The organism is Streptomyces sp. NPDC046977 (genome assembly GCF_040644455.1).
In the GTDB taxonomy this organism is placed as follows: domain Bacteria; phylum Actinomycetota; class Actinomycetes; order Streptomycetales; family Streptomycetaceae; genus Actinacidiphila.
Genome location: NZ_JBEYWO010000026.1, coordinates 28,769 through 55,415, shown reverse-complemented (window position 1 = coordinate 55,415; position 26,647 = coordinate 28,769). Strand labels below are relative to the sequence as shown.

At 72.3% G+C, this 26,647-nt stretch carries 26 protein-coding genes; 7 read left to right on the top strand and 19 right to left on the bottom strand.

Going from position 1 to position 26,647, the window contains the following annotated elements:
* Positions 1-153: 153 nt before the first annotated feature.
* Positions 154-963 carry an NAD(P)-dependent oxidoreductase gene (locus tag ABZ883_RS31740; protein ID WP_360912273.1) on the top strand — a complete coding sequence of 270 codons (810 nt, stop codon included), beginning with the start codon at positions 154-156 and terminating at the stop codon, positions 961-963.
* A 37-nt stretch (positions 964-1,000) separates the two neighbouring features.
* Here ABZ883_RS31740 and ABZ883_RS31735 read toward each other — a convergent pair whose 3' ends face one another.
* A complete protein-coding gene (locus tag ABZ883_RS31735; RefSeq protein WP_360912271.1) occupies positions 1,001-1,351 on the bottom strand; it encodes a VOC family protein in 351 nt (116 codons plus the stop codon).
* A gap of 105 nt (positions 1,352-1,456) precedes the next feature.
* Between ABZ883_RS31735 and ABZ883_RS31730 the strand changes: the two genes are divergently transcribed.
* Entirely contained in the window at positions 1,457-2,671 is a 1,215-nt protein-coding gene (locus ABZ883_RS31730) for a TerD family protein (protein WP_360912444.1), read from the top strand.
* A 65-nt stretch (positions 2,672-2,736) separates the two neighbouring features.
* Here ABZ883_RS31730 and ABZ883_RS31725 read toward each other — a convergent pair whose 3' ends face one another.
* Both ABZ883_RS31725 and ABZ883_RS31720 read right to left on the bottom strand, forming a co-directional pair.
* A complete protein-coding gene (locus ABZ883_RS31725; protein ID WP_360912269.1) occupies positions 2,737-4,203 on the bottom strand; it encodes an alkaline phosphatase PhoX in 1,467 nt (488 codons plus the stop codon).
* Between the two features lie 132 nt (positions 4,204-4,335).
* A complete protein-coding gene (locus ABZ883_RS31720) occupies positions 4,336-5,862 on the bottom strand; it encodes a hypothetical protein (protein ID WP_360912266.1) in 1,527 nt (508 codons plus the stop codon).
* Between the two features lie 415 nt (positions 5,863-6,277).
* On the opposite strand from ABZ883_RS31720, the gene ABZ883_RS31715 reads away from it, so the two are divergent.
* Entirely contained in the window at positions 6,278-7,753 is a 1,476-nt protein-coding gene (locus ABZ883_RS31715; RefSeq protein WP_360912264.1) for a HAMP domain-containing sensor histidine kinase, read from the top strand.
* Positions 7,754-7,839: 86 nt separating this feature from the next.
* On the opposite strand, the gene dapD is transcribed toward ABZ883_RS31715, so the two are convergent.
* The 12 genes from dapD to ABZ883_RS31655 all read right to left on the bottom strand — a co-directional run bounded on the left by dapD (position 7,840) and on the right by ABZ883_RS31655 (position 17,996).
* Positions 7,840-8,832 carry a 2,3,4,5-tetrahydropyridine-2,6-dicarboxylate N-succinyltransferase gene (gene dapD, locus ABZ883_RS31710; protein WP_360912261.1) on the bottom strand — a complete coding sequence of 331 codons (993 nt, stop codon included), beginning with the start codon at positions 8,830-8,832 and terminating at the stop codon, positions 7,840-7,842.
* A 72-nt stretch (positions 8,833-8,904) separates the two neighbouring features.
* A complete protein-coding gene (locus tag ABZ883_RS31705) occupies positions 8,905-10,116 on the bottom strand; it encodes an MFS transporter (RefSeq protein ID WP_360912259.1) in 1,212 nt (403 codons plus the stop codon).
* Between the two features lie 105 nt (positions 10,117-10,221).
* Positions 10,222-10,794, bottom strand: a complete 573-nt coding sequence (locus tag ABZ883_RS31700) for a TetR family transcriptional regulator (protein WP_360912257.1) — start codon at positions 10,792-10,794, stop codon at positions 10,222-10,224.
* Positions 10,794-11,114, bottom strand: coding sequence for a multidrug efflux SMR transporter (locus tag ABZ883_RS31695; protein ID WP_360912255.1), 321 nt, complete (start codon positions 11,112-11,114; stop codon positions 10,794-10,796). Before ABZ883_RS31695 ends, ABZ883_RS31700 begins: the two co-directional genes overlap by 1 nt.
* Positions 11,115-11,300: 186 nt before the next feature.
* The gene (locus ABZ883_RS31690; RefSeq protein WP_360912253.1) at positions 11,301-11,642 is read right to left on the bottom strand and encodes a metal-sulfur cluster assembly factor; all 342 of its coding nucleotides are present in this window, start codon (positions 11,640-11,642) and stop codon (positions 11,301-11,303) included.
* Positions 11,639-12,103: a Fe-S cluster assembly sulfur transfer protein SufU gene (gene sufU / locus ABZ883_RS31685; RefSeq protein ID WP_360912250.1), complete on the bottom strand. Its 465-nt coding sequence runs from the start codon at positions 12,101-12,103 to the stop codon at positions 11,639-11,641. The genes ABZ883_RS31690 and sufU overlap by 4 nt, the downstream gene beginning before the upstream one ends.
* A gap of 17 nt (positions 12,104-12,120) precedes the next feature.
* On the bottom strand, positions 12,121-13,380 hold the full coding sequence (locus tag ABZ883_RS31680) for a cysteine desulfurase (protein ID WP_360912247.1): 1,260 nt from the start codon (positions 13,378-13,380) through the stop codon (positions 12,121-12,123).
* Positions 13,377-14,141: a Fe-S cluster assembly ATPase SufC gene (gene sufC, locus ABZ883_RS31675; protein ID WP_360912244.1), complete on the bottom strand. Its 765-nt coding sequence runs from the start codon at positions 14,139-14,141 to the stop codon at positions 13,377-13,379. Before sufC ends, ABZ883_RS31680 begins: the two co-directional genes overlap by 4 nt.
* Before the next feature lie 7 nt (positions 14,142-14,148).
* The gene (locus ABZ883_RS31670) at positions 14,149-14,478 is read right to left on the bottom strand and encodes a bifunctional 3-phenylpropionate/cinnamic acid dioxygenase ferredoxin subunit (protein WP_360912242.1); all 330 of its coding nucleotides are present in this window, start codon (positions 14,476-14,478) and stop codon (positions 14,149-14,151) included.
* Positions 14,475-15,650, bottom strand: coding sequence for a Fe-S cluster assembly protein SufD (gene sufD, locus ABZ883_RS31665; RefSeq protein ID WP_360912240.1), 1,176 nt, complete (start codon positions 15,648-15,650; stop codon positions 14,475-14,477). The genes ABZ883_RS31670 and sufD overlap by 4 nt, the downstream gene beginning before the upstream one ends.
* Before the next feature lie 196 nt (positions 15,651-15,846).
* Positions 15,847-17,268, bottom strand: a complete 1,422-nt coding sequence (gene sufB, locus ABZ883_RS31660) for a Fe-S cluster assembly protein SufB (RefSeq protein ID WP_360912237.1) — start codon at positions 17,266-17,268, stop codon at positions 15,847-15,849.
* Positions 17,265-17,996, bottom strand: a complete 732-nt coding sequence (locus ABZ883_RS31655) for a metalloregulator ArsR/SmtB family transcription factor (RefSeq protein ID WP_360912235.1) — start codon at positions 17,994-17,996, stop codon at positions 17,265-17,267. The genes sufB and ABZ883_RS31655 overlap by 4 nt, the downstream gene beginning before the upstream one ends.
* 271 nt (positions 17,997-18,267) lie before the next feature.
* Between ABZ883_RS31655 and ABZ883_RS31650 the strand changes: the two genes are divergently transcribed.
* The 3 genes from ABZ883_RS31650 to ABZ883_RS31640 are packed head-to-tail and all read left to right on the top strand — an operon-like array spanning position 18,268 to position 20,509.
* Entirely contained in the window at positions 18,268-19,194 is a 927-nt protein-coding gene (locus tag ABZ883_RS31650) for an ABC transporter ATP-binding protein (protein ID WP_360912233.1), read from the top strand.
* Positions 19,191-19,961 carry an ABC transporter permease gene (locus tag ABZ883_RS31645; RefSeq protein ID WP_360912230.1) on the top strand — a complete coding sequence of 257 codons (771 nt, stop codon included), beginning with the start codon at positions 19,191-19,193 and terminating at the stop codon, positions 19,959-19,961. Before ABZ883_RS31650 ends, ABZ883_RS31645 begins: the two co-directional genes overlap by 4 nt.
* Positions 19,962-19,999: 38 nt before the next feature.
* Positions 20,000-20,509, top strand: a complete 510-nt coding sequence (locus ABZ883_RS31640; RefSeq protein WP_360912228.1) for a DinB family protein — start codon at positions 20,000-20,002, stop codon at positions 20,507-20,509.
* Between the two features lies 1 nt (position 20,510).
* On the opposite strand, the gene ABZ883_RS31635 is transcribed toward ABZ883_RS31640, so the two are convergent.
* Positions 20,511-21,791, bottom strand: coding sequence for a glycosyl hydrolase family 28-related protein (locus ABZ883_RS31635; protein ID WP_360912226.1), 1,281 nt, complete (start codon positions 21,789-21,791; stop codon positions 20,511-20,513).
* A gap of 61 nt (positions 21,792-21,852) precedes the next feature.
* On the opposite strand from ABZ883_RS31635, the gene ABZ883_RS31630 reads away from it, so the two are divergent.
* Positions 21,853-22,866: a COX15/CtaA family protein gene (locus tag ABZ883_RS31630; protein WP_360912224.1), complete on the top strand. Its 1,014-nt coding sequence runs from the start codon at positions 21,853-21,855 to the stop codon at positions 22,864-22,866.
* Positions 22,867-23,718: 852 nt separating this feature from the next.
* Here ABZ883_RS31630 and ABZ883_RS31625 read toward each other — a convergent pair.
* From ABZ883_RS31625 to ABZ883_RS31615, 3 genes are all read right to left on the bottom strand, one after another.
* The gene (locus ABZ883_RS31625) at positions 23,719-24,831 is read right to left on the bottom strand and encodes an amidohydrolase family protein (protein ID WP_360912442.1); all 1,113 of its coding nucleotides are present in this window, start codon (positions 24,829-24,831) and stop codon (positions 23,719-23,721) included.
* Entirely contained in the window at positions 24,828-26,213 is a 1,386-nt protein-coding gene (locus ABZ883_RS31620; protein ID WP_360912221.1) for a glutamine synthetase family protein, read from the bottom strand. Before ABZ883_RS31620 ends, ABZ883_RS31625 begins: the two co-directional genes overlap by 4 nt.
* Before the next feature lie 66 nt (positions 26,214-26,279).
* Positions 26,280-26,639 (bottom strand): hypothetical protein, encoded by a 360-nt coding sequence (locus tag ABZ883_RS31615; RefSeq protein WP_360912219.1) that lies wholly within the window; start codon positions 26,637-26,639, stop codon positions 26,280-26,282.
* Positions 26,640-26,647 lie beyond the last annotated feature (8 nt).

Below are 26,647 nucleotides of genomic sequence, written 5' to 3'. Positions count from 1 at the left end.
GAACGCGTTTACGCTAAAGCAGCACATATAGAGGGGTCAAGGAAGAGAGCCGCTGGTGGTGGACTCTTGACGCTTCCACAGGGGCTCTCTAGCGTGTCCATGCTTATGAATGACGTCCATGGACGTGGACCACACGACCGAGGAGACCCGCGCATGCCCGCTCCCCGCACGATCCTGCTCACCGGCGCCGCGGGCGGCCTGGGCACCCTGATGCGCGAACTGCTCCCCGCCCACGGCTACGACCTGCGCCTCTTCGACGTCGCACCCGTCGAAGGCGCGCCCGAGGCCATCATCGCCGATCTCGCCGACCGGAAGGCCCTGCGCGAGGCCGTACGCGGCGTCGACGCGATCGTCCACCTCGCGGCCATCTCCCTGGAGTCCTCCTTCGAGAAGATCCTGCGGGCCAACATCGAGGGCACGTACCACCTCTACGAGGCCGCCCGCGAGGAGGGCGTCCGGCGGGTCGTCTTCGCCTCCAGCAACCACGCCGTCGGCTTCACCCCCCGCCCGGTCGGGGACGACCCCCTCATCCCGGTCGACACCCCGCGCCGCCCCGACACCTTCTACGGACTGTCCAAGGGCTTCGGCGAGGACCTCGCCCAGCTCTACTGGGACCTGCACGGACTGGAGACGGTCTCCGTCCGCATCGGCTCCTGCTTCCGCGAACCGACCTCCGTGCGCATGCTCTCGGTCTGGATGAGCCCGGAGGACGGCGCCCGGCTCTTCCACGCCGCCCTCACCGCCGAGGGCGTCGGCCACACCGTCGTGTACGGCAGCTCCGCCAACACCCGCCTGTGGTGGGACCTGTCCGGCGCCCGCGCCCTGGGCTACGAGCCCCGCGACGACTCCGAGCCGTACGCGGCGCGGCTCATCGCCGAGCAGGGCGAACTCGACCCCGCCAACCCCGACCACGCCCACCTGGGCGGCCACTTCACCACGCACCCGCCGATGTGGCCGCACTGACCGCACCGGCCGCGGGAATCCCGCCGCCCGGACGCGCTCACCCGTCGGTGGCCCGCTCGTGGAACGGCTCGTACAGCCCCACCTCGCCGCCGCCCGGCAGCCGGAACCCGGTCACCCGTCCCCAGCGCGCGTCGGTGACCGGCCCCGTGAACTCCACGCCCTTCGCCGCCAGGCCGGCCACGGTCGCCTCGACGTCGTCGCACATCAGGTAGAGCTGCTGCGTCCCCGGGCCGTCCGTGGGATGCACCGCGAGTTCGGCCGGCGGAAGCCCGAAGATCAGCCAGCCGCCTCCCGCGTCGACGTGCGGCCACTCCAGCACGTCCCTGAAGAAGTCCCGGTCCGCCTCCGCGTCCCGGCTGTGGATGACGATGTGCCCACCATTGATCACGCGGCCAGCGTAGGCCCGGCGGGGACCGCGACGCGTGACACGGGAAAACCGCGTTCGGTAATGGAACCGTAAACCCGGAACGATCGTTATGCGGGCATGACCGCAATGACACCCGGCTCGAATGTGCCGCTCTCCGCAGCGCGCGTGGCAGTGGAGGTCTCCGCGCCCGTGCGGCTGGACGTGTCGGGCCTGCTGATCGCCGCCAACGGCAAGGTGCGCTCCGACGACGACTTCGTCTTCTACAACCAGCCCTCAGGCCCCGGTGTCACGCACCGGTCCGGTGCCGGCGCCTCCCCCGACGCGATCACGGTCGACACCGTGGCCGTCCCGGCGGAGATCGAGAAGATCGTCGTGACGGCGAGCCCCGACGCCGCGGGGGCGACCTTCGCGGGCACCGAGCCCACCGCCACGGTCCGCGACGCGGACAGCGGCGCTGTGATCGCCACGTTCACCCCGCCGCAGCTCAGCACCGAGACCGCCCTCGTCGTGGTCGAGATCTACCGCCGCAACGGGGTCTGGAAGGCCCGCGCGGTCGGCCAGGGGTACGCCAACGGACTGGCCGGCATCGCCACCGACTTCGGCGTCAGCGTGGACGAGGAGCCCGCTGCGGCCGCCGCGCCGCAGGCACCGCCCCAGGCAGCGCCGGCTCCCCCCGTGGCGCCCCCGCCCCCGGCGCCGTCCATGGCCCCGCAGCCGCCCGCTCCCCCGGTGCCGCCGGCGCCCCCCGCCCCACCCGGCAGCGGCAAGATCAACCTCGACAAGGGCCGGGTCAACCTCCAGAAGAACCAGACCGTTTCCCTGGTCAAGGGCGGCAAGCCGCTGCTGGCCACGGTCCGCATGGGTCTGGGCTGGGAGCCCGCCTACCGCGGCAAGGACATCGACCTGGACGCCTCGGTCATCGCGTACGGGCCGCAGCGCAACCACATCGAGTCCTGCTACTTCGGCCGGCTCACGATCCTGAACGGCGCGATCCAGCACTCCGGGGACAACCTCACCGGCGAGGGTGCGGGCGACGACGAGGCGATCACCGTCCACCTCGGCGGGCTGCCGCCGGAGGTCACCGGACTGGTCTTCACCGTGAACTCCTTCTCCGGCCAGAAGTTCAACCAGGTCGCCAAGGCGTACTGCCGGCTGATGGACGCCACCACGGGCGAGGAGCTGGTCCGCTTCGACCTCACCGGCGGCGAGCCGCGCACGGGCGTGATGATGGCGAAATTCATCCGCCAGTTCTCCGGCGAGTGGGAGATGACGGCGATGGGCGAGTTCGTCGACTCCCGCACGGTGAAGGGCATGGTCAAGCCGGCCGCGCAGGCGCTCTGACCGCGCGGGCGCCCGGTGGTCCGTGCGGTGCGCGGACCACCGGGCGCCACTCGGGCGACAGGACCTCAGCAGGCGCCCCCGCGGCCCTGGCGGCGCCAGGGGCCGGTGATGGCCAGCATGATGCCCGGCTCCTGGATGTTGGCGAACAGCGTCCTGCCGTCGGGCGAGAAGGTCACCCCGGTGAACTCGCTGTACTCCGGCGCCTCCTCGGTGCCGATGTTCAGTTCGTTGCGGGCGATCGGGTAGGTGCGGCCGTCGCCGAGGGCGCCGAAGAGGTGCTGGACGCCCGCGCCGTCCTCGGCGATGACCAGACCGCCGTAGGGCGAGACCGTGATGTTGTCCGGGCCGTCGAAGGCGCCGTCCGCCGACGGGTCGGCGTTCACGCCGAGCAGGACCTTCAGGGTCAGGGTGCGGCGCTTGGGGTCGAAGAACCAGACGGCGCCGTCGTGCGCGGTGCCGGGGCTCTCCTCACGGGCGTAGGAGGAGACGATGTAGACACCGCCGTCGCCCCACCACATGCCCTCCAGCTTGCGGGCGCGGGTGACCGCGCCGGCCGCGAACTGCTTGCGCACCGAGGTGGCCTTGGCGTCGCGGTCCGGGACGTCCACCCAGTCCACGCCGTAGACGGTGCCGATCCGCGTGGCACGGGACAGGTCGTCGACGAACCGGCCGCCGGAGTCGAAGCACTTGAAGGCCTGGAGCACACCGGCCGTCTCCGGCAGGCCGCGCAGCTTGCCGCGGCCGTGGTGGAAGCCGGCCGGCGGGGTCCAGCGGTACAGCAGGCCGTTGGGGTTCGAGGCGTCCTCGGTCAGGAAGAGGTGGCCGCGCTTGGGGTCGACGACGACCGCCTCGTGCGCGTAGCGGCCGAGCGCCTTGACCGGCTTGGGGTCGCGGTTGGCCCGGCGGTCGTACGGATCGACCTCGAAGACATAGCCGTGGTCCTTGAGGAAGCCGTGCGTGCCGGCCTTGTCCTCGGTCTCCTCGCAGGTCAGCCAGGTGCCCCACGGGGTGCTGCCGCCCGCGCAGTTGGTGGCGGTGCCGGCGACGCCCACCCACTCCGCGACATGGCCGCCGTGCGCCGCGACCTCCACGATGGTCACGCCGCCCGCGGCGCCGGAGTCGTAGACCAGGCCCTCGGTCAGCGGCACCGGGTGCGGCCAGTCGGCGCGGGCGCCGGCCAGCTCGTGGTTGTTGGCCAGCAGGGTGGCGCCGCGCAGGCCCTCGAAGGTGGCGGTGCCGTCGTGGTTGGAGGGCGTGGACTCGCCGGACTCCAGGGTGGTGACTCCGGTACGGGTGATGATCCGGTACGAGAAACCCTTGGGCAGCGCCAGCACGCCCTTGGGGTCGGGGACCAGCTCGCCGTAGCCCAGGTGCCCGTGGTGCCGGGACGCCCCGGCCGCCTCGGCGGTGGCGGGCGCCCCGGCCGCGAGGGCCCCGGGGGCGGTGGCGAGAACGTCGACGGTTCCCGCCAGCGCGACGCCGGCCCCCGTCATGGCAGTGCGCCTGGCGAAGTCTCTGCGAGTGAGCGGCATCGTTACTCTCCTCGGGCCACAAGGTCTCTTCTCTGCCGCACCTCACGCTCGCGCCCTGCGGCCAACGGGAGTTGAACTGCGGGCGACGTCCTGTCGCCCATTCCCCGAGGCGTTCGGGCCGCCGCCCCGCGATCAGGACGTGGCGGTCCCCGACGAACGCGCCTTGAAGGCCGCCTTGCGGGCGTCCTTGGCCAGGCGCTTGTCCGGGTGCAGCCGGCCCATCGCCTCCAGGACGTCGGCCGTGGCGGGGTGGTCGACGCGCCAGGCGGCGGAGAAGAAGCCGTCGTGCCGGGCCACCAGGTCGGTGACGAGCTCGCGCAGCAACTCCGGGTCGTCGTCGGCGTCGAGCTGGGCGGCGATGGTGTCGACGGTCAGCCAGAAGATCATGTCCTCGTCGGGCGCGGGCACGTCCGACGCGTCCCGCTCCGTGAGCCACACCCGGGCCAGACCGCCGAGTTCGCGGTCGGCCAGCACCTCGCGCAGGGCGGGCTCGGCCTCGTCCCCCAGCAGGCTCAGCGTCTGCTGGGCCACCAGACGGCGGCCGGGCGCGCCGCGGTCCTCCCCGCGCGCGGCGTCCAGCAGCTCACGGGCCGCCTCGTACGGCTTGCGCTGGGCGAGCCAGTGGTCGGCCTCGCGGCGGGCGATGTGGTCCGGGTACCCGAACAGCGCCTCCAGCAGGACGGACGCCGGGCGCTCCGCCAGGTCGCCGGCGGCCGGGGCCTGCAGACCGGCCTCCAGCATGCGGGCGCGCACCCCGAACACACCGAGCGGGGTCAGCCGCACCAGGCCGTACCGGGAGACCTCCTCGGGCCCGATCTCCTGCGGGTCGTCGGCAGCGGCCGGGGCGGCGACGGACTCCTCCTCGGACTCCGCCTCCTCGATCAGCGCCTCGTCCAGCGGCGTGTAGTCGATCAGCCCGGTGGTGGTCAGCAGCCGGAAGTGGTCGTCGAGGCGCATCATCACCTCGGTGACGTCCTCCAGGAGGTCGTCGCTGGGCTCCTCCACGTCCTCCGGGACGACGAGGGAGGCGGCCAGCACGGGCAGCGGGACCGCGTCCTGCCCCTCGCCGCCGTCCTCCATGGCGCCGAAGAGGTAGAGGTTGGCCAGCGCCCCGTCCAGGAACTCGGCCTCCTCCTCCGGGTCCCAGTCCAGGGTCTCCGGGTCGACCTCGCCCTCGGGGCCGAGCTCGTCCATCAGGCTCTCCAGGTCGGGCGCCGCCGCCTCGGACAGCGCCGTCTCCACCGCGGTGAGCCAGAGTTCCAGCACCTCCCGCGGGGCCCCGTCGTCCACGCCGCGCAGCGCCTCGCCGGGCACCGCGCGGCCCGCCGGCTCGTCCAGCGCCGCCGCGCGCTCCGCGGCGGGGGCGTCGTCGTCCGGATCCTCGATGTCCAGGTCCACCAGGCCGGCGTCGACCGCCACGCCCCACGCCTGCGCCGTCTCCGCGGGGCCGTCGGGGTCGTCCTCCAGGCCCAGCTCGCGCACCGCCCGCGCGAAGTCCTCCGTGGCCAGCTCTCCCATGGCGTCCACGAGGACGTGCGGCGCGGACCAGCGGGCCAGGCGCACCGCCCGGTCCAGCAGCGGCACGGCGAGCGCGAGCCGCGCCAGCTCGTCCTCGGGCAGCAGCCTCACGGGCGGCAGGTCGAGGCGGTCAGCGGCCATGACGGGGTCTCCAATACAGCGGTGTGCCGGGGGGCGCGTTCGCGCGCAGACCCAGCCTAGACGCGTCCGCGCCCCCTGGGTGCGCTTCCCCCGTCCGTCACCCGCCGTTACCGCAACCGTCCTCTGGGGAATCGGCACGCCGGGCCCCTGCCGGGCGCCCTGCGCGCCGACGCCTGCCGAGACCCTCTGGCGTCGCGTCACCGCGGGAGCGGAGGTGCGGGCGTGGCCCTTCAGGTCGCTCTCATCTTCGCGTCGTACGGTCTGGCCACGCGAAGGAGGACCCGCGGGCGGCGCACGCCACCGCCCGCGGGCGCGGGGGACTCCGGTAGTCCGGCGCCGCCCGGTGGGCTGTCACGGCGCCGGGTGCCTGCCCTCGCGCCGCGGGCCATGAAGTGAACACGGGGGACCGGCTCAGATGAAGAACCCATTCCGGCGTCTGACCCTGCGGCTGCGACTCGGACTGTCCGCCGCCGTCGCCGTCGCCGTCGCCGTGAGCGCCGTCGCCGTGGCGTCCTGGCTGATCACGCGCCAGCAGCTGACCGGCCAGCTGGACTCGAACCTGCGGAACGTGCAGGCGGCGCCCCGGTTCGTCGGGCAACTGCTGAAGGAGTGCGCCCGGCCGGACAGCGGTCAGCGCTTCGCGGCGCCCAGCCCCTACGTGGTCCAGGTCGTCACCGCGGACGGAAGGGTGTGTGTCGACGCCGGCAGCAAGAAGATCGCGATCGACGCCAGTGATCTCGCGGTCGCGCGCGGCACTCTGGAATCCGCGATGCACAACGCCGTGTCCGAGGACGGGCGGAGGATGCGCGTTTTGACCACGGCGCCCCCGGGCCTCACGGGCTTGTGCGAGGTGTTCATGGGGATGCGCGTTCCGGCCACGGCACCCCCGGAGGACCTGACGGGCTTGTGCGCGGTGTCCGTGGCGCAGTCCCTCGATGTCGTGGACGAGCCGCTGGACACTCTCGCCCTCTTCCTGCTCGGTTTCGCGGGAGTCGGGGTGGTCGCGGCGGCCGCCGCCGGGATCGGCATCAGCCGGGCCTTCCTGCGGCCGGTGAAGCACCTCACCGATGCCGCGGAGCACATCGCCCGTACTCACGACCTGACCGTGCGCATTCCCGTGGAGGGTGACGACGAGGTCGCCCGGCTGTCCAAGAGCTTCAACGACATGACCGAGGCTCTGGCCACCTCGCGCGACAGCCAGCAGCAGCTGATCGCCGACGCCGGGCACGAGTTGCGTACCCCGCTCACGTCGCTGCGCGCCAACACCCAGCTCCTGATCAGGAGCCGTACGACGGGCCGGAAGCTTCCGGAGGATGCCGAGGACGACCTGCTCCGCTCCGTGGAGTCCCAAGTGGGGGAACTCGCGTCACTCATCGCCGACCTGCAGGAGCTCTCGCGGCCCGACGTCAGGCCCGGCGAGAGCTTCCTCCACGTCGTGGCCCTGCACGAGGTCGCGGGGCGCGCCCTGGAGCGGGTGAGACCCCGCGGGAGCAGGCTGGAGTTCAGCAGCGAGCTGGAGGAATGGTACGTACTGTCCGAATCCTCCGCCCTGGAACGGGCGGTGGTGAACCTGCTCGACAACGCCGTCAAGTTCTCGCCCGCGGGCGGCACCGTGAGCCTGCGGCTCAGCGACGGCCGGCTGTCGGTGCGCGACCAGGGGCAGGGCATTCCGGCCAACGAGTTGCCGCATGTGTTCGACCGGTTCTGGCGCTCGCCGTCGGCCCGCAGTCTGCCGGGCAGTGGACTGGGTCTCGCCATCGTCGCGAAGGCCGTCCAGCAGGCCGGCGGTACGGTGACGCTGCGTCCTGCCGGAGTCCGGGGGACGGAGGCGGTCGTCCGCATCCCCGGTACCCGGACCGCGCCGCCCGAGCCGGCGCCCGTGGGGGCGTAGTGCTCGCGGGCTCGCGAGTGCCTCCCGGGCTGTTCCGGGACCGCGGGAGGGCACTCGGCGATGAGCGGTGATCCCGCCGGCGGGCGTCAGTTGTGGCTGTGCAGCACCGCGTTCAGGCCGCCCCAGGAACCCTTGCGCTGCAGGACCTCGACCGTGCCGGTCGTGGAGTTGCGGCGGAAGAGCAGGTTGTCCGCCCCGGAGAGCTCCGACGCCTTGACGATGGTGGCGTCGGGGAGGGTGACCCGGGTGCCCGCGGTGATGTAGAGGCCGGCCTCGACGACGCAGTCGTCGCCGAGGGAGATGCCGATGCCCGCCTCGGCGCCGAGCAGGCAGCGCTCGCCGATGGAGATGATCTGCTTGCCGCCGCCGGACAGGGTGCCCATGATCGAGGCGCCGCCACCGATGTCGGAGCCGTCGCCGACGACGACGCCCTGGCTGATGCGGCCCTCGACCATGGAGGTGCCGAGCGTGCCGGCGTTGAAGTTGCAGAAGCCCTCGTGCATGACCGTCGTGCCGGAGGCGAGGTGCGCGCCGAGGCGGACGCGGTCGGCGTCGGCGATCCGGACGCCGGAGGGGATGACGTAGTCGGTCATCCGCGGGAACTTGTCGACACCGTAGACGGACAGGTGCAGTCCCTCCGCGCGGGCGGCGAGGCGGGCGCGCTCGACGTTGCCGGCCGGTACCGGCCCCAGCGAGGTCCACGCGACGTTGGCCAGCAGGCCGAAGATGCCCTCCAGGTTCTGGCCGTTGGGCGTCACCAGGCGGTGGCTGAGCAGGTGCAGGCGCAGGTACGCGTCGTGCGCGTCCAGCGGCTTGTCGTCGGTGGACGCGATCACCGTGCGGACCGCGACGACCTCGACGCCGCGGCGCGGGTCGGGTCCGAGTGCCTTCGGGGCCGCCGCGCCCAGCAGTTCGGCCGCCTGCTCGGCACTGAGCCGCTCCGTCCCCGCGGGGCCGGGCGCCGCCATGAGTTCGGGCGCGGGGAACCAGGTGTCGAGAACGGTCCCGTCGTCGGCGATCGTGGCGAGGCCCGCGGCAACGGCACCGGTGGCACGGGGGGTGGCGGTCGTGTCAGTCATGTCCCGAACGCTAGTCGCTGCTCCCCCCACCTGCCCAACCGGCCCGCCATCCGGACCGGGCGGCCGACGGCGTCAGGACTGCGTCGTCGCCGTGACCGCGTCCGGCTCCGCGGCGACGGCCCGCGCGCCCGGCAGCCGGTGGGCGGCGAAGACCACGAGGCCGGCGGCGATGCCGAGCACCGCGCACAGCGGCCACAAAGCGCCCGGCACGTGCTCGTACAGGACGCCGCCGAGCGGGGCGGCCAGCACCACGCCGCTGATGGAGGCGCCGGCGTACATGCTCTGGAAGCGGCCCTGGAGGTGGTCGGGGGCGTTGTCGGCGACGTACGCGGTGGAGGGCGACTTGTAGAGGATGTCGCCGACGGTGAGCAGGATCATCATCACGACCGCGACGGCGATGTACCACCGCCCGGCCGAGAGCACGCCGAACCCGGCGCCCACGAGCACCATGCCGGCGGCGATGATCGGCAGCGGGGCACGGCGGCGCAGCGCGACGGTGACGGGGAGCTCGAACAGGATGACCAGGCCGCCGTTGATGGCGATGAGGGCGCCGTAGACGCCGGTGCCGATGCCGTGGTCGGACAGGAACACCGGGAGGGTGGAGTACTGCTGGCGGTAGATCGTGTCGGCGACCAGGATCGCGACGAGCAGCAGGATCACCGCGGGCCTGGCGCGCAGCGCCGCCCACAGGCCGGGGGCGTCGGCGGGGGGCCGGGTCTTCTCCCGGTGGTTGCCGTTGGCGGGCAGGATGAAGTGCGCGTAGACGCCGAACGCGAGCATGCCGAGGCCGTCGGCGACGAAGAGCCAGCCGTACGAGGTGGTGGTGGCGATCAGCGCGCCGAGCGGGGGGCCGACGGTGACGCCGAGGTTGGCCATGAAGCGCAGCAGCGCGAAGCCCTGGCGGCGGGAGCCCTCGGGGACGGAGAAGGCGATGAGCGCCGAGTTGGAGGCGCGGGTGACGCCCGTTCCGTACTGGGCGAGCGGGAAGACGATCGCGAGGGCGCCGGTCGGGATCACGGGCAGCGCGGCGAGGCCGAGACCGGACACGACCATGCCGGTGATCAGTGTGCGGCGGTGGCCGAAGCGGTCGCCGAACCAGCCGCCGCTGAAGTTGCCGGCCACCATGCCGATACCTCCGGCGCCGGCGATCAGGCCGGCGTGGGAGGTGCTGAGCCCGCGGGGGCCCGTGAGGTAGACGAAGAGGTAGACGAAGGTGAAACTCACGGCCGCGACAAAGAACATCCCGGTCGCGAGGAGCCACACCACCTTCGGTATGTCCTTCATCGCCTGTTTCATACTGTCCTCCGATCGACGCTCTACAAGAATCGATCACGTGAAGACGCGAATGCCGCGGGGGGCGGTGCCGGATCAGGTCGCGTCCGGTATAGGTCAGCGGCGAGGACCCACGGTGCCGATGACCCGTGCGAAGATCGCGCGCGCCTCCTCGCGGTCGACGTCCCGGCCGGTGAGCAGGGCCTGGAGGCACATCCCGTCGACGAGCGCGGCCAGCGCACGCGCGGTGACGGGGTCGGTACGGGCGGACAGCAGGTCCGCCATGAGGTCGACCCACTCGGCGGCGACGGGCCGCAGTGCCTCGTGCCGCAGGGCGGCGAGGTAGAGCTCGTACTCCAGCTGGGCCCGCGGGCGGTCGCGGGTGACGGTCTCCTCGGTGAACCGGGCGAGTTCGGCGGCCAGGTCGTGGTGGTCGCCGCTGCCGCCCGGGCCCGCCACGAGCAGCCCGCGCTCCTGCGTCTCGCGCAGGAACGCCTCGTTGCACTGCCGCAGCGCGGCGACGAGCAGGTCGTCGAGGGTGGCGAAGTGGTACGTGGTCGAGCCGAGCGGCACATCGGCCTCGGCGGCCACCGCGCGGTGGCTGAGCCCCGCGATACCGCGTTCGCCGACCACCCGGATCGCGGCGTCGATGAGGCGCTGCCGGCGCTCCGGGTCGTAGCGGCGGGCCATCAGTGGCTGCCGCCCAGGTTGAGCACGACGACCCCGGCGATGACCAGGACGACCCCGATCAGCTTGGTCGCGGTCGCCGCCTCGCCGAGGAAGACCATGCCGATGGCGGCGATCGCGGCAGTGCCGATGCCGGACCAGATGGCGTAGGCGGTGCCGACGGAGAGGGTCTTGAGGGTCTGCGCGAGCAGCGCGAAGGCGATGAGGTACCCGGCCGCGGTGCCGAGCGAGGGCCACAGCCGGGTGAAGCCGTCGCTGTACTTCATCGAGGTCGTCCCGAGCACTTCGGCGAGTATCGCCCCGCCCAGCAATGCGTAAGCCATGTGTACGAGCGTACACATCGATGTGTACGCCCGTACATACGCACGGCGGCGGGGCCGGTCCGGGCGAGCCGGCCCTGAGGAGACCCCCCGTCGGCCCGGCGCCCGGGCCGGGGAGCAGACGACTGCGGGACGCCGCTCCGAGGAGTGGCGTCCCGCAGTCGCGGCCCGCAGTGGCGGGCGGGAGGGTCAGACGTTGAAGCCGAGGGCGCGCAGCTGCTCGCGACCGTCGTCAGTGATCTTGTCGGGACCCCACGGCGGCATCCAGACCCAGTTGATCTTGAGGTCGTTGACGATGCCCTCGGTGGCCGACTTGGCCTGGTCCTCGATGACGTCGGTCAGCGGGCAGGCCGCCGAGGTGAGCGTCATGTCGAGGGTGACGACATTGGTGTCGTCGATGTGGATGCCGTAGATCAGCCCGAGGTTGACGACGTCGATGCCCAGCTCGGGGTCGACGACGTCGTAGAGGGCCTCGCGGATCTCCTCCTCGCTCGCCGGCGTCGTGGTCATGACCTCTGCGTTGTCGCTCATGCGGACTCCTTCGCCGCGCCATCGCCCAGGGCCTGGGCGGTGGCGTCCTTCCACGCCATCCAGCTCAGCAGCGCGCACTTCACGCGCGCCGGGTACTTGGAGACGCCGGCGAACGCGACCGCGTCCTCCAGAACGTCCTCCATCGCGTCGTCGGGCTCCAGCTTGCCCTTGGACTGCATCAGTTCCAGGAAGACCTCCTGGACCTTCACCGCCTCGTCGACCTGGCGGCCGACCAGCAGTTCGTTGAGCACGGAGGCGCTGGCCTGGCTGATGGAGCAGCCCTGGCCCTCGTAGCTGATGTCCTGGATGGACGTGCCGTCCAGCCGTACACGCAGCGTGATCTCGTCGCCGCACGTCGGATTGACGTGGTGCACCTCGACATCGCCGTCGCGCAGGCCCCGTCCGTGCGGGTTCTTGTAGTGGTCCAGGATGACTTCCTGGTACATCGAATCCAGCTTCACAGGCTCGCCGTCCGTCCTCAGCCGAAGAAGTTCCGTACGTGCTCCAGGCCCTCGACCAGCGCGTCGACCTCGGCCGGGGTGGAGTACAGATAGAACGACGCTCGCGTGGTCGCGGGAATTCCGTACCGCAGGCAGACGGGCCGCGCGCAGTGGTGGCCGACGCGCACGGCGATGCCCTGCTCGTCCAGGACCTGGCCCACGTCGTGCGGGTGGATGTCGCCCAGGGTGAAGGAGATCGCGGAGCCGCGGCCCTCCGGGGTGTCCGGGCCGATGATCTTCAGCTCGGGCACCTCCTTCAGCCGCCGCAGGGCGTACTCGGTGAGCGCGTGCTCGTGGGCCTCGACCTTGTCCATGCCCAGGGCCGCCAGGTAGTCCACGGCCGCGCCGAGTCCGACCGCCTGGGCGATCGGGGGCGTGCCCGCCTCGAACTTGTGCGGCGCGGGCGCGTACGTCGACGAGTGCATCGAGACGGTCTCGATCATCTCGCCGCCGCCCAGGAACGGCGGAAGGTCCTCCAGCAGCTCCTGGCGGCCCCACAGCACGCCGATGCCGGTCGGGCCGAGCATCTTGTGGCCGGTGAAGGCCACGAAGTCGGCCTGGAGCGCCTGCACGTCCAGCACCATGTGCGGCGCGGCCTGCGAGGCGTCGATCAGCACCAGGGCGCCGACCTGCTGGGCGCGGCGCACGAGGGCCTCGACCGGGTTGACCGTGCCCAGGATGTTGGAGACCAGCGTGAAGGAGACGATCTTCGTCTTCTCCGTGATGACCTGCTCGATGTCGCTCAGGTCGAGCCGGCCGTCGTCGGTCAGGCCGAACCACTTCAGCTTCGCGCCGGTGCGCTGCGACAGCAGCTGCCACGGCACGATGTTGGAGTGGTGCTCCATCTCCGTGATGACGATCTCGGTGTCGGCGTCCACGCGGTAGGGCTCGTCGGCCCAGCCCAGCATGTTGGCGACCAGGTTCAGCGACTCCGAGGCGTTCTTGGTGAATATGACCTCGTCGCGGCTGGGCGCGTTGATGAAGGCGGCGATCTTGTCGCGCGCACCCTCGTACAGCGCCGTGGCCTCCTCGGCGAGCGTGTGCACGCCGCGGTGGACGTTGGCGTTGTGGCGCTCGTAGTACTCGCTCAGGACGTCCAGGACCTGGCGCGGCTTCTGGGAGGTCGCCGCGTTGTCCAGGTAGACGAGCTTCTTGCCGTCGTGGACGAGCCGGTCGAGCACCGGGAAGTCCTTGCGGATGGCCTCGGTGTCGAGCAGGCCCGGCAGCTGCGGTGTCACGCGGATACGCCTCCCTTCACGTAGGCCTCGTAGCCCTCCGCCTCCAGCTTGTCCGCGAGCTCGGGCCCACCGGACTCGGCGATCCGGCCCGCGGCGAAGACGTGGACGTAATCGGGCTTGATGTAGCGCAGGATCCGCGTGTAGTGGGTGATCAGCAGGGTGCCGACCGCACCGCTCTCCCGTACCCGGTTGACGCCCTCGGAGACGATGCGCAGCGCGTCGACGTCCAGACCGGAGTCGGTCTCGTCCAGGATCGCGATCTTCGGCTGGAGCAGTTCGAGCTGGAGGATCTCGTGGCGCTTCTTCTCACCGCCGGAGAAGCCCTCGTTGACGTTGCGCTCGGCGAAGGAGGGGTCCATGTGCAGGCGCTCCATGGCCTCCTTGACCTCCTTCACCCAGGTGCGCAGCTTGGGGGCCTCGCCGCGGATGGCCGTGGCCGAGGTCCGCAGGAAGTTGGAGACCGAGACACCGGGCACCTCGACCGGGTACTGCATGGCGAGGAAGACGCCCGCGCGGGCCCGCTGGTCGACGGACATGGCCAGCACGTCCTCGCCGTCCAGGGTCACGGTGCCACCGGTGACGGTGTACTTCGGGTGCCCGGCCAGCGAGTAGGCGAGGGTCGACTTGCCGGAGCCGTTGGGGCCCATGATGGCGTGCGTCTCGCCCTGCTTCACGGTCAGGTCGACGCCGCGGAGGATCTCCCGCGGACCGCCCTCGGCCTCGACGGAGACGTGCAGGTCGTGGATCTCAAGCGTTGCCATGGGTGCCTCAGGACTCCTGGGTGACGGAGACGAGCACATCGTCCCCTTGGATCTGTACGGGGTATACGGGGACGGGCCGCGTCGCGGGCAGCCCGGACGGCTTGCCGGTGCGCAGGTCGAAGGACGAGCCGTGCAGCCAGCACTCGATCTGGCAGTCCTCCACCTCGCCCTCGGACAGCGAGACGTTCGCGTGCGAGCAGATGTCGTTGATCGCGAACACCTCGCCCTCGGTGCGCACGACCGACACCGGGACGCCGTCGAGCTCGACACGCCTGGGCGTGTCCTCCTCCAGCTCGCTCAGCGCGCAGACGCGGACGAAGCCTCCAGCGGTGGTCATACGACGGACGCCTCCAGCTCCGCGTCGATCTTCTCCAGCAGGCGCTCCTCCAGGTCCGCCACGCCGATCTGCTGGATCAGCCCGGCGAAGAAGCCGCGCACGACCAGCCGGCGGGCCTCGTCGGCCGGAATGCCGCGGGCCATCAGGTAGAACAGCTGCTCGTCCTCGAAGCGGCCGGTCGCCGACGCGTGGCCGGCGCCGACGATCTCGCCGGTCTCGATCTCCAGGTTCGGCACCGAGTCGACCCGGGCGCCGTCGGTGAGCACCAGGTTGCGGTTGAGCTCGTAGGTGTCGGTGCCCTCGGCCTCGGCACGGATGAGCACGTCGCCGATCCACACCGCGTGCGCGTCCTGGCCCTGCAGCGCGCCCTTGTACGCCACGTTGGAGCGGCAGTGCGGGGTGTCGTGGTCGATGAAGAGGCGGTGCTCCTGGTGCTGGCCCTGGTCGGTGAAGTACACGCCGTACAGCTCCGCCTCGCCGCCCGGTGCCCCGTAGACCACCCGCGGGTGCAGCCGCACCAGGTCGCCGCCGAAGGTGACCACGACGGACTTGAACGTCGCGTCGCGCCCGATCAGCGCCGTGTGCTGGGCGGCGTGCACGGCGGTGTCGTCCCAGTCCTGGACGGAGACGACGGTGAGCTTGGCGCCGTCGCCGATCAGGTACTCGACGTTGGCGGCGACGGTGGCGTCACCGGTGTGGTCGATGACCACGACCGCCTCGGCGAAGGCGCCGACCTCGACGACCTGGTGGCCGAAGGCCACCCCGCCCTCGCCGTGCACCGCGATCCGCACCGGCTCGGTGAGCACCGCGTCCTTGGGGATGGAGACGACGCCGGCCTTCTCGAAGGAGCTGTACGCCTGCGCGGCGACCCGGTCCACCGGCTTGCCCGCCTTGCCGACCCGGGCGTCCTCCCGGCCGACGGTCTCCACGGTGACGCCCGCGGGGGCGCTCACCTCGACCCTGACACCGCCGCCGGTCGCGACGGCCGTGCCGTCGTGCAGACCGCGCAGCCGCTCCAGCGGGGTGAACCGCCATTCCTCCTCGCGGCCGTTGGGCACGGGGAAGTCGGCCACGTCGTAGGACGCGGGCGCGCTGACCCGGGCGTCCCGGGGCTGGCCGACCTGGATGGCCCCATCGGTGGTGGCACCGGCGGCCGGGATGGTTTCAGCCATGGCTGTAGTACTGCCTCTTTCTGCCTTATTGTGTTCGCTCGCCTCCGGGCGCTTCGTCCCGGTGCCGACGCTCCTCGACACTGCGCTCCCTCGTTCCTCGGTCGCTTGGTCTCGTCGCTTTCGGCACCGGCGCGCCCTTTGGCTCGCTCACGGGCCCTGCATGGGCAACGACTCGTGGTGGACGGAGCGGACGGCGTCAGCCGACCGAGCCCTCCATCTGCAGCTCGATGAGCCGGTTGAGCTCCAGCGCGTACTCCATCGGCAGCTCGCGCGCGATCGGCTCCACGAAACCGCGGACGATCGTGGCCATCGCCTCGTTCTCCTCCAGACCGCGGCTCATCAGGTAGAAGAGCTGGTCCTCGCTGACCTTGGAGACCGTCGCCTCGTGGCCCATGGACACGTCGTCCTCGCGGACGTCCACGTAGGGGTAGGTGTCCGAGCGGGAGATGGTGTCCACCAGCAGCGCGTCGCACAGCACGTTGGACTTGGAGCCGTGGGCACCCTCGCCGATCTCGATCAGACCGCGGTACGAGGTGCGGCCGCCGCCGCGCGCCACGGACTTGGAGACGATCGACGACGAGGTGTTCGGCGCCATGTGCACCATCTTGGCGCCGGCGTCCTGGTGCTGGCCCTCGCCCGCGAAGGCGATGGACAGCGTCTCGCCCTTGGCGTGCTCGCCCATAAGGTAGACGGCCGGGTACTTCATGGTCACCTTGGAGCCGATGTTGCCGTCGACCCACTCCATGGTCGCGCCCTCGTACGCCACGGCGCGCTTGGTGACCAGGTTGTAGACGTTGTTCGACCAGTTCTGGATGGTCGTGTAGCGGCAGCGGCCGCCCTTCTTCACGATGATCTCGACGACGGCGCTGTGCAGCGAGTCCGACTTGTAGATCGGGGCGGTGCAGCCCTCGACGTAGTGGACGTAGGCGTCCTCGTCGACGATGATCAGCGTCCGCTCGAACTGGCCCATGTTCTCGGTGTTGATCCGGAAGTAGGCCTGGAGCGGGATCTCGACGTGCACGCCCTTCGGCACGTAGATGAAGGAACCGCCGGACCACACGGCCGTGTTCAGCGAGGCGAACTTGTTGTCGCCCGCGGGGATGACCGTGCCGAAGTACTCCTGGAAGAGCTCCGGGTGCTCCTTGAGCGCGGTGTCGGTGTCCAGGAAGATGACGCCCTGCTCCCCCAGGTCCTCGCGGATCTGGTGGTAGACGACCTCCGACTCGTACTGCGCGGCGACACCGGCGACCAGGCGCTGCTTCTCCGCCTCGGGGATGCCGAGCCGGTCGTAGGTGTTCTTGATGTCCTCGGGCAGGTCCTCCCAGGACTCCGCCTGCTTCTCGGTGGACCGCACGAAGTACTTGATGTTGTCGAAGTCGATGTCGGAGAGGTCCGAACCCCAGGTGGGCATCGGCTTCTTCCCGAAGAGCTTCAGGCCCTTCAGCCGCAGCTTGAGCATCCACTCGGGCTCGTTCTTCTTCGCCGAGATGTCGCGTACGACCTCTTCGCTCAGCCCGCGGCGGGCCGCGGCACCGGCGACGTCGGAATCGGCCCAGCCGTACTCGTAGGTGCCCAGACCCTCGAGTTCAGGGTGAGCCGTCTCCAGGGGGGCAGTCATGCGGGGTTCCTCCCGGCGTTGCTTGCGTTGTGGGATTGCGGGCCGGGCTTCGGCACGAAGGTCGTGCACACACCGTCGCCATGGGCGATGGTTGCCAGCCGTTGTACATGGGTTCCGAGCAGGCGGGAGAAGACCTCGGCCTCCGCCTCGCACAGCTGCGGGAACTGCTCGGCGATGTGGGCCACCGGGCAGTGGTGCTGACAGAGCTGCTCACCGGCGGAGGCGGGCGCGCCGCGCGTCGTGGCAGCGTACCCGTCCTGACTCAGCGCCCTGGCGAGTGCCTGCGTGCGCTCCTCGGGGTCGGCCGCCTCGACGACCGCACGGTAGCGCTCGGCCTGCGCGGCGACCCGGGCGCGGGCGAAGGCCGACACCGCGGCCTCTCCCTGTGGCCCGCCGCCGGCGGACTCGGCGATCCAGCGCATCGCGTCCGCGGCGAGCTGGTCGTACGCCTGGTCGAAGGTGTCGCGTCCGCAGTCGGTGAGCGCGAAGACCTTCGCGGGGCGGCCCCGGCCGCGGTTGCCGTAGACCCGCTTCTCGCGCGGCTCCACCATGCCCTCGGCGACCAGCGCGTCCAGATGGCGCCGCACGGCGGCCTGCGTCAGGCCCAGCCGTTCCGCCACGTCCGCGGCGGTCGACGGCCCGTGGAGCAGGACGGACCTGGCGACCCGGTTGCGGGTGCTCCGCTCCCCGGTCGTCTGCTCCTCCTGAGCCTCGGACGCGTTTTTCACAAGCCCAGTGTTGCGTAATTCATCCGCGAGAGGCAAGCGGCGTCCGGACGGTGAACGGTGTGCTCGATCACTTAGGGAAACCTAACCTGACCTGCGGGAACGATCTTCCGCGTCATGTCCGGAGGACCCGCGTCCAAGCCTCCCACCAGGGCAGCGAGCACCCCGGGTCACCCGAAAGAGGACGCGCGCGGCCACCCCGCGCCGGCCGTGCCCCGCACCCGCGACAGCCCTCCCGCCGGAGCGCCCCGCCGGGGTTCGTAGACTGCGCGTCATGCACATGGACCCCGCGGTCGAGGTGACCGGACTGGTCAAGCGGTACGGCGCGAAGACCGCGGTGGACGGGCTCGACCTGTCCGTCGCCCGGGGCACCGTGACGGCCGTGCTCGGCCCGAACGGCGCCGGCAAGACCACCGCCGTCGAGACCTGCGAGGGATACCGCCGTCCGGACGGCGGCAGCGTGCGCGTACTGGGCCTGGACCCGGTGCGGGAGGCCGCCGCGCTGCGGCCGCGGATCGGGGTGATGCTCCAGTCCGGCGGCGTGTACGCGGGCGCCCACGCGGAGGAGATGCTGCGGCACACGGCGAAACTGCACGCGAACCCCGTCGACCCGGCGCTGCTCATCGAGCGCCTGGGCCTGGGTTCCTGCGGCCGCACCGCGTACCGCCGACTGTCCGGCGGCCAGCAGCAGCGCCTCGCGCTCGCCATGGCGGTCGTCGGCCGCCCCGAGCTGGTCTTCCTCGACGAGCCGACCGCCGGCCTGGACCCGCAGGCCCGCCGTGTGACCTGGGACCTGGTCGGGGAACTGCGCGCCGACGGCGTCACCGTCGTCCTGACCACGCACTTCATGGACGAGGCCGAGCAGCTCGCCGACGACGTGGCGATCATCGACCAGGGCCGCGTGATAGCGAGCGGCACCCCCGAGCAGCTGTGCCGCGGCGGCGCCGAGAACACGCTCCGCTTCAGCGGCCGCCCCGGCCTGGACCTCGCCTCGCTGCTCAAGGCGCTGCCCGCCGACTCGGCCGCGGCCGAGCTCACCCCCGGCAGCTACCGCATCGAGGGCAAGGTCGACCCGCAGATGCTGGCCACCGTCACCTCCTGGTGCGCCCAGCACGGCGTCATGCCCGACCGGCTCGCGGTCGAGCGGCGCACCCTGGAGGACGTCTTCCTGGAGCTGACCGGCAAGGAGCTGCGTTCGTGACCGCCACCGGGACCTTCACCCCTGCCCCCGGCTCCGCGCCGCTGGGCCGCATGATCGGCGCGCAGACCGCCCTGGAGACGCGGATGCTGCTGCGCAACGGCGAGCAGCTGCTGCTGACCGTCGTCATCCCCACCCTGCTGCTGGTGCTGTTCTCCACCGTCGACGTCGTCGACACCGGCGCCGGCAAAGCCGTCGACTTCCTGGCCCCGGGCATCCTCGCCCTGGCCGTGATGTCGACCGCCTTCACGGGACAGGCGATCGCGACCGGCTTCGAGCGCCGCTACGGCGTCCTGAAACGGCTCGCGGCCTCCCCGCTGCCGCGCTGGGCGCTGATGACCGCCAAGACCGGGTCCGTCCTGGTCACCGAGGCGCTGCAGGTCGTGCTGCTGACGGCCATCGCCTTCGCGCTGGGCTGGTCCCCGCACGGCGACCCGCTGTCCGTGCTGCTGCTCCTGGTCCTGGGCACCGCCGCGTTCTCCGGGCTCGGCCTGCTCATGGCCGGCACCCTCAAGGCGGAGGCCACGCTGGCCGCCGCCAACCTGGTCTTCCTCCTGCTGCTCGTCTGCGGCGGGGTCGTCGTGCCGCTCGACAAGTTCCCCGGCGGCGTCCGCTCCGTGCTCGAACTCCTGCCGGTCTCCGCCCTGTCGGACGGCCTGCGGGACGTTCTCCAGCACGGCGCGGGCGTGCCCTGGGGCGACCTCGGCATCCTGGCCGTGTGGGCGGTGCTGGGCCTGGGCGCGGCCGCCCGCTGGTTCCGCTGGGAGTAGGATCCGGCGCCGATCGTCCAGAACGGGGGGACCCATCCGTGACCACCGACCACCGCGTCGGTCCGCCGAGCCTCGGCGGCGAACGCGAGACGCTGCGGGCGTTCCTCGACTACCACCGGGCGACGCTCGCGATGAAGTGCGAGGGCCTCAGCGACGAGAAGTTGCGGCAGCGGTCGATGCCGCCGTCGACGCTGTCGCTGCTCGGCCTGGTCCGCCACATGGCCGAGGTGGAACGCGCCTGGTTCCGGCGGGTGTTCGAGGACAACGACGCCCCCATGGTGTGGTCCGACCGGATCGACTTCCAGGCGGCGTACGACGCGAGCGCGTCGACCCGCGCCGAGGCCTTCGGCGCGTGGGAGGCCGAGGTGGAGGCCTCACGCCGCATCGAGCGCGAGGCAGCGTCCCTGGACCTGACGGGCCATCAGCCCCGCTGGGGCGAGGACGTGTCACTGCGGATGGTGATGGTGCACGTCCTGCTGGAGTACGGCCGCCACAACGGGCACGCCGACTTCCTCCGCGAGGGCGTCGACGGCACCGTGGGCGCCTGACTCACGCGGGCGTGACGCAGTCCACGAAGCGCGCGAAGCCGCCGTCCCGGCCCTCGTCGAGGGCCAGGAAGCCGTCCTCCGGGCCGTGGCTCGCCAGCAGGCACATGTCGTAGCGCACGCACACCGGCGGCGGCGCCGAGGCATCGGTGCGGAAGCGGTGCGCCCCGGTGAGCTGGCAGGAGTCGTACCGCACCAGGGGGCCGCGCGGGCCGAGCGTGTAGCGGTGGGCGCGCAGACCGGGGGCGAAGGGCTTGAAGGCGTTCGCCGTGTCGTCGCAGTCGTTGAAGTGGACGGTGCCGCCCGACCACGCGCAGTCGATGACGACGGTGTCCGGGCCGCGCAGCTCGAAGCGGATGTCCTCGGCGTGGAAACGCTGCACCGAGCTGAAGTGCTGCGCCCGGGGGAAGCGGAAGAAGGCGCTCTCGAACCCGTACTCGGGGTGCGCGACCGGGCGGCGGCCGGTGACGACATAGCTCCCGGCCCGGCAGGTGACGGAGCCGCCGTAGGGGAACTCCAGGAAGTTGCCCCACTCGTAGGTGACGTTCATGTCGGTGAACCAGTAGTTGAGGAACTGGTCCTGCTGTTCCGGGCGGGCCGAACGCCTCGACAGGCCGGAGTAGAGGAACGCCTTGCGGTAGGCGCCGCCGACCCGGCACGCCTCCCAGCGCATCTCGGAGTTGGTGTTGGTGCCGTCGAGGGCGATCCCGTACTCCCACTCCCCCATCCACTCGCAGTCCGAGAAGCGGTAGTTGGCCGCGCCGCCGGTCGAGTAGGAGGAGAAGAACGAGGCGCCGGGCGTGCCCGAGGTGAAGCGCAGGCCCTCGAAGGCGAGGTTCTGCCACATGTCGTCGTTGACGCACAGGAAGGCGCCGTCGGCCTTCTCCGGCGCGAAGACGATCTCGCTGATGCGCAGCCCGGCGCCCCGGAAGCGCAGGCCGTTCGCCCGGTCGCGGGGACGGTCGCCGGCGAGCAGCGCACCGGGTTCGGTGACCAGGTACTTGCCGGGCGGGACGTCGATCACGGTGCGGCCCGTGTGGTCGTCCACGCGGGACTCGGCCCAGCGGTACGCGGCGGCGAAGGCGCGGCTGTCGTCGGTGGTGCCGTCGCCCTTCGCGCCGAAGTCGGCGACGACGTCGACCACACCGGGATGGGCAGCCCGCCTCGGCTGCCGTACGGCCTCCGCGCGGGGCGTGTCCGCCGCTGTGTACGCGGCCGCGCCGACGCCCGTCAACGCCGCGGCGGTGCCGCCGTAGATCAGTTTCCGCCGGTCGACGCCGCTCATGGCCCGATCCCCTCCCCCTGGCCGTCCCCCTCGTGAAGGATTGCACAAGGGGGCGCCTACGATGGTGGCCGTGCCGAATCTCAGCCAAGCAGGACAAGCCCTGCGGAACCCGCTGGCCTTCATCGCCCAGCGCTGGACCCCGTCCCCCGCGACGGTCCGGCGGGCCGCCATGGCGGCGCTCGTGATGAGCGTGGTCATCGTGGTGACCGGGGGCGCCGTCCGGCTGACCAGCTCGGGGCTCGGCTGCCCGACCTGGCCCAAGTGCACGGACGACAGCCTCACCGCGACCAGTGCCATGGGCGTGCACGGGGCGATCGAGTTCACCAACCGGATGCTGACGTACGTGCTGTGCGCGGCCGTCGGCTGGGCCATCGTCGCGGCGCGCGCCGCACAGCCGTGGCGGCGCGGGCTGACCCGGCTGGGCTGGGCGCAGTTCTGGGTCGTGATGGGCAACGCGGTGCTGGGCGGCATCACGGTGCTGACCGGGCTCAACCCGTACACCGTCGCCGCGCACTTCCTGCTCTCCAGCGCCCTCATCGCGGTGGCGCTGCTGACCTGGCAGCGCGCCGGCGAGGGCGACGCGGGCCCCCGCCCGCTGGTCGGCAAGCCGGTGCGGCAGCTGACCTGGCTGCTGGTCGCCGCCTCCGCCGTGCTCATCGCGGTCGGCACGCTGGTGACGGGGGCCGGCCCGCACGCCGGCGACAGCAGCGACGTGCCGCGCGTCCAGGTGAAGTGGGAGACCATCGCCCAGCTCCACGCCGACCTGGCGTGGGTCGTGTGCGGGCTCACCGTCGCCCTGTGGTTCGTGCTCCGCGCCGTCGACGCCCCCGCGGGCCCGCGGGCGCGGGTCCGCGACCTGGTCCTCGTCCTGCTGGCGCAGGGCGTCATCGGCTACGTCCAGTACTTCACCAAGCTCCCCGAGGCCCTGGTCGCCGCGCACATGCTGGGCTCCACCCTGGTGTGGATCGCCGTCCTGCGCGTCCTCCTCTCGCTGCGCGAACGCCCCCTCACCGAACCCGGCGCCATCCCCGCCCCCTCCGCGGTCTCCGCTCCGGAACCCGCGCCGGCGGCCTGAGGGACCGCTCCGCGGCCACCCGCACGCACGGGCCTCCGCGGAGCACAGCAGCCCGCCGAAGGTCGCCGGCTCGGGAACGCCCGCTACGCGAGCACCGCAGTCCTGCGCATCCCGCCCCCGCCGATTAACGCGGCGCCCCGCGGAATGCCCAGCGCGCAGGGCCTCCGCCGCGCGAGCGACCGCTCACCCGAGGTCGGCACCGTGCTTGTCCCCGCCGTCTCCACCCCGGAACCCGCCCCGGCCGCCTGAGAGGGCACGCACGGGGCATACCGCCGGCGCCCGTCGGGAACAGCGGCCCGCCGAAGGGCGCGCGCTCGAGGAGCGCCCGCCAGGCGAGCCCGGCAGTCCCGCGCATCCCGCCCCCGCTACGCGAGTGCGCGCTCACCGACTCCGCGCGGTGCTTGCCCCGGCCGGTTGGCGGGGCCGCTCCGTGGAACGCCCGGCGCGCACGGCCTCAGTCGAGCACAGCAGCCTGCCGAAGGACCCGCTCCAAGAAGGCCCGCTGTACCAGCAACCGCTCAACGAACCCCCCGCCGTCTCCACCCCGGAACCCGCCCCGGGGAGTCCGCATGGAACAGCGGCTCGCCGAAGGGCGCCGGTTTGCCGCGAAGCAAGCGTTGTCCGCGGCAATGGGCACGGCCACACGACGCGACGGCGATCCGGCCGCCCACCGCGCACAGTGCGGGGCGCCCGCGGGCGTCCGTCGGCAACAGCAGCTTGCCGGAAGGCACCTCGCGTCCCGGCCCGAAGCCTCGTCAAGGCAACCGACAGCCCCGCCGGGCTCGTCCGCGGCGCACGCCGCGTGGACCCTCGGGCACGGTGCCCCCCAGCGCTGACCGGCGCGAAGCCGCGTCAGGGCAGCCGGTACACGCGGCGGGCGTTGTTCGCCGCGATGAGCGCGGCCACGCGCCGCGCGTCCGCGGGCGAGCACGCGTCGTCGGCGATCCAGCCGCCCAGCACCTCGCGCAGCGCGCCGCGGAACGCCTCGGCGCCCACCACGTAGAGCTCGGGGAGGCCGTAGGCGTCCGTCGAGAAGAGCAGCTTGCCGAAGGGCGCCAGTTCCAGGAACTCCGCGAGCACCGCGCCCGCCCGCGGGCCGACGTGCGTGAGCGCGAGGCCCACGTCGGCGTGGACGTGCGGGAAGACGTTCGCGAGGTAGGCGGCCTGGCGGTGGTACGGGTAGCAGTGCAGCAGCACCAGATCCGTGCCGAGGCCCGCGGTCGCGCGGGCGAAGTCCGTGAGGAGCGCCGGATCCGCGTGGTCCAGGCGCAGGTCGGGGTCGCCGAAGCCGGTGTGCAGCTGCAGCGGCAGCCCGGTGGCGACGGCCGTCCACAGCAGGTGCCGGAGCAGGACGGGGTCGGTGAGGCGGCTGCCGAGTTCGTGGCGCGCGCCGAGCCAGGCCGCGGCCGCGCGTGCCACGTCGGCGGTGTCCGGGGGTTCGGGCGCGAGGGCGAGGCCGTGCCGGTAGGCGGCGATCGACTTGAAGCCGAGCGCGGTCCGGGCCGCCTCGTGGACGGCTTCCGCGACGGCGGAGACGTACGTCTCCCCGCTGGCGCTCGCGTCGGCCACGTGTTCCGCGAGCCGTTCGAGCCGGACGATCTCGTGGGCGTTCGCGCCGCCGCCCGCCGCGGCCAGTTCCTCGGGTGTCAGCAGGTCGCCGGGCAGCCCGGTGTCCACGAGGTACGTCCCGATGCCGGTGCCCCGCAGCAGCAGCCGCGCGGTCTCGTACGCGCCGAGTTCCCGGCGCCGGGCCAGGTAGCGGGCGGGCGTGCAGTGCGGCTCCAGCCCGAGCAGCGGCGGGCACCAGCGGCGTACGGCGAAGCCGGTCTGGGTGTCGAAGAAGGTGGTGCCGGGGGCGGCGGGGGCGTCCGACTCCGTGAGATACGTCTCGAAGGAGGCGATGCCGAGGTCGCCGCGGACGATGCCGTGGCAGTGCTGGTCGACCAGCGGCGGCAGCTCGATCACCAGCGCCACCGGGTGGCCTCGGCGAGTTCCTCCGGCCCGAGTTCGGCCAGTGCCTCGGACTCGGCCCGCCGTACGGCGACGATGGCGCCGCACAGTTCCTCGCCGAGCGCCTCGCGCAGCGCCTCGTTGCGGACGAAGTGCGCGACGGCCTCGCTGAGGGAGGTCGGCAGCCGCTTCTGGTCGCCGCGCGCGGCCGGGTCGCCGGTCACCGGTTCGGGCAGCGGGGGCCCGCCGTCGAGCACGCCGCGCAGGCCCGCCGCGATGACCGCGCCCACGAGCAGATAGGGGTTGGCGGCGGCGTCGAAGGGCTTGAGTTCGGCATGCCCGCCGTCGGGGTCGTCGGGCTCGCCGGGTACCAGGCGCAGCGCGGCCTCGCGGTTCTCCACGCCCCAGCAGCGGTGCACCCCGGCCCACTGCGAGGGGACCAGGCGCAGATAGCTCGCCGGGGAGGGCGCGCCGATGGCGCACAGCGCGGGCAGGGCGTCCAGGACGGCGCCGAGGAAGATGTCGGCGGTCGCGGCGAGACCGTACCGGCCGGTGGGGTCGCGGTGCAGGTTGTGCCCGTGCTCACGCAGGCTCAGATGCAGGTGGCAGCCGTTGCCGACCTGCCCGGCGACGACGGTCGGCGCGAAGGAGGCGCGCAGTCCGTGGGCCGCGCTGACGGCCCGTACGGTCTCGCGGACCAGGACGAGGTCGTCGGCGGCCCGGACGGGGTCGGCGGGCGCGGTGGAGACCTCGAACTGCCCGGGCGCGTACTCGGGGTGGATCTGGAGGACCTCCACACGCTGCGCGTCGAGGGCGTCGTGGAGGGCGAGCAGGTACGCGGACTGCTGGGTGACCCGGGTCAGTCCGTACGCGGGTCCGCGGCCCGCGAAGTCACCCGTCCGTGGGGCCCCTTTGTCGTCCGCACGGATGTGGTGATCGTCACGGACGACGGTCCACTCGGTCTCGAAGCCCATCCGCAGTTCCAGCCCGCGCCCGGCGGCCCGGTCGGCCATGCGCCGGGCGAACTGCCGCTGGCAGGCGGGGTGCGGGCGGCCCTGCTGGTCGTAGCGGTCGGCCGGGGCCCAGGCCCAGCCGGGTTGCGCGGCCAGCACGGTGAGCCGGTCGAGGTCGGGGAAGAGCCGCAGGTCGCCGTCGGGGCCCCCGATGTGCTCGGAGGTGGTGACGAAGTCGTCGGAGGTGAAGACGTCGAAGACCGGTGACATGCCGATCCCGCGGTGCGCCGCCTGCGCGAGCCGGGTGGTGGGCACGGTCTTGGCCCGGCTGATGCCCGCGTTGTCGACCCAGCTCACGACGACGGCCCGCACGCCGTCGGCGGTGAGCCGTGCCGCGTCCTGCCGGGCCGTCAGCCGCCGTTCGTCCCGTTCTGCCGCGTCCACCGCACACGCCTCCTCGTACCCCGCCGTTCCGGATCCGTTCCATGGTCCTAACGGGCGGGCCGGGCGTCAGGTGTTGGCGGGGCCGCCGATCTGGATGCCGGCCATGCGCCGCCACTCGTAGGGGCCGGTGCGCACTTTGGCGGCGAGGTCGCCGTCGAAGGACTCGTGCAGCGTGATGCCGGAGAGCTCCACGGCACGTCGCGCGATGTCGAAGGTGGGGGCGACGAGATCTCCCCAGCCGCCGTCCTCGCCCACCAGCACGATCCGGGTGCCGGCGTCGCCGATGTACGCGAGCCGGCCCTCGGCACCGCCGTGGCCGGTGGCGAACCGCTCGATCTGCCGGGCCAGCCGGGCGGCCCGGCGCTCGGCGCGGGCCTGCGCCCTCGGGTCGGCGACCGGGGTGTCTGCTGCCTGGGTGTCTGCCATGACAGGAA

Excerpts from the sequence above, each read along its gene's own strand:
- ABZ883_RS31725 (WP_360912269.1), bottom strand. The coding sequence starts at position 4,203 with ATGCCGCTCACTCGCAGAGACTTCGCCAGGCGCACTGCCATGACGGGG.
- ABZ883_RS31720 (WP_360912266.1), bottom strand. The coding sequence starts at position 5,862 with ATGGCCGCTGACCGCCTCGACCTGCCGCCCGTGAGGCTGCTGCCCGAG.
- sufC (WP_360912244.1), bottom strand. The coding sequence starts at position 14,141 with ATGGCAACGCTTGAGATCCACGACCTGCACGTCTCCGTCGAGGCCGAG.
- ABZ883_RS31630 (WP_360912224.1), top strand. The coding sequence starts at position 21,853 with ATGGTGGCCGTGCCGAATCTCAGCCAAGCAGGACAAGCCCTGCGGAAC.
- ABZ883_RS31700 (WP_360912257.1), bottom strand. The coding sequence starts at position 10,794 with ATGGCCCGCCGCTACGACCCGGAGCGCCGGCAGCGCCTCATCGACGCC.
- sufD (WP_360912240.1), bottom strand. The coding sequence starts at position 15,650 with ATGGCTGAAACCATCCCGGCCGCCGGTGCCACCACCGATGGGGCCATC.
- ABZ883_RS31705 (WP_360912259.1), bottom strand. The coding sequence starts at position 10,116 with ATGAAGGACATACCGAAGGTGGTGTGGCTCCTCGCGACCGGGATGTTC.
- ABZ883_RS31615 (WP_360912219.1), bottom strand. The coding sequence starts at position 26,639 with ATGGCAGACACCCAGGCAGCAGACACCCCGGTCGCCGACCCGAGGGCG.
- ABZ883_RS31740 (WP_360912273.1), top strand. The coding sequence starts at position 154 with ATGCCCGCTCCCCGCACGATCCTGCTCACCGGCGCCGCGGGCGGCCTG.
- sufB (WP_360912237.1), bottom strand. The coding sequence starts at position 17,268 with ATGACTGCCCCCCTGGAGACGGCTCACCCTGAACTCGAGGGTCTGGGC.
- ABZ883_RS31715 (WP_360912264.1), top strand. The coding sequence starts at position 6,278 with ATGAAGAACCCATTCCGGCGTCTGACCCTGCGGCTGCGACTCGGACTG.
- ABZ883_RS31670 (WP_360912242.1), bottom strand. The coding sequence starts at position 14,478 with ATGACCACCGCTGGAGGCTTCGTCCGCGTCTGCGCGCTGAGCGAGCTG.
- dapD (WP_360912261.1), bottom strand. The coding sequence starts at position 8,832 with ATGACTGACACGACCGCCACCCCCCGTGCCACCGGTGCCGTTGCCGCG.
- ABZ883_RS31635 (WP_360912226.1), bottom strand. The coding sequence starts at position 21,791 with ATGAGCGGCGTCGACCGGCGGAAACTGATCTACGGCGGCACCGCCGCG.
- ABZ883_RS31650 (WP_360912233.1), top strand. The coding sequence starts at position 18,268 with ATGCACATGGACCCCGCGGTCGAGGTGACCGGACTGGTCAAGCGGTAC.
- ABZ883_RS31730 (WP_360912444.1), top strand. The coding sequence starts at position 1,457 with ATGACACCCGGCTCGAATGTGCCGCTCTCCGCAGCGCGCGTGGCAGTG.
- ABZ883_RS31690 (WP_360912253.1), bottom strand. The coding sequence starts at position 11,642 with ATGAGCGACAACGCAGAGGTCATGACCACGACGCCGGCGAGCGAGGAG.
- ABZ883_RS31695 (WP_360912255.1), bottom strand. The coding sequence starts at position 11,114 with ATGGCTTACGCATTGCTGGGCGGGGCGATACTCGCCGAAGTGCTCGGG.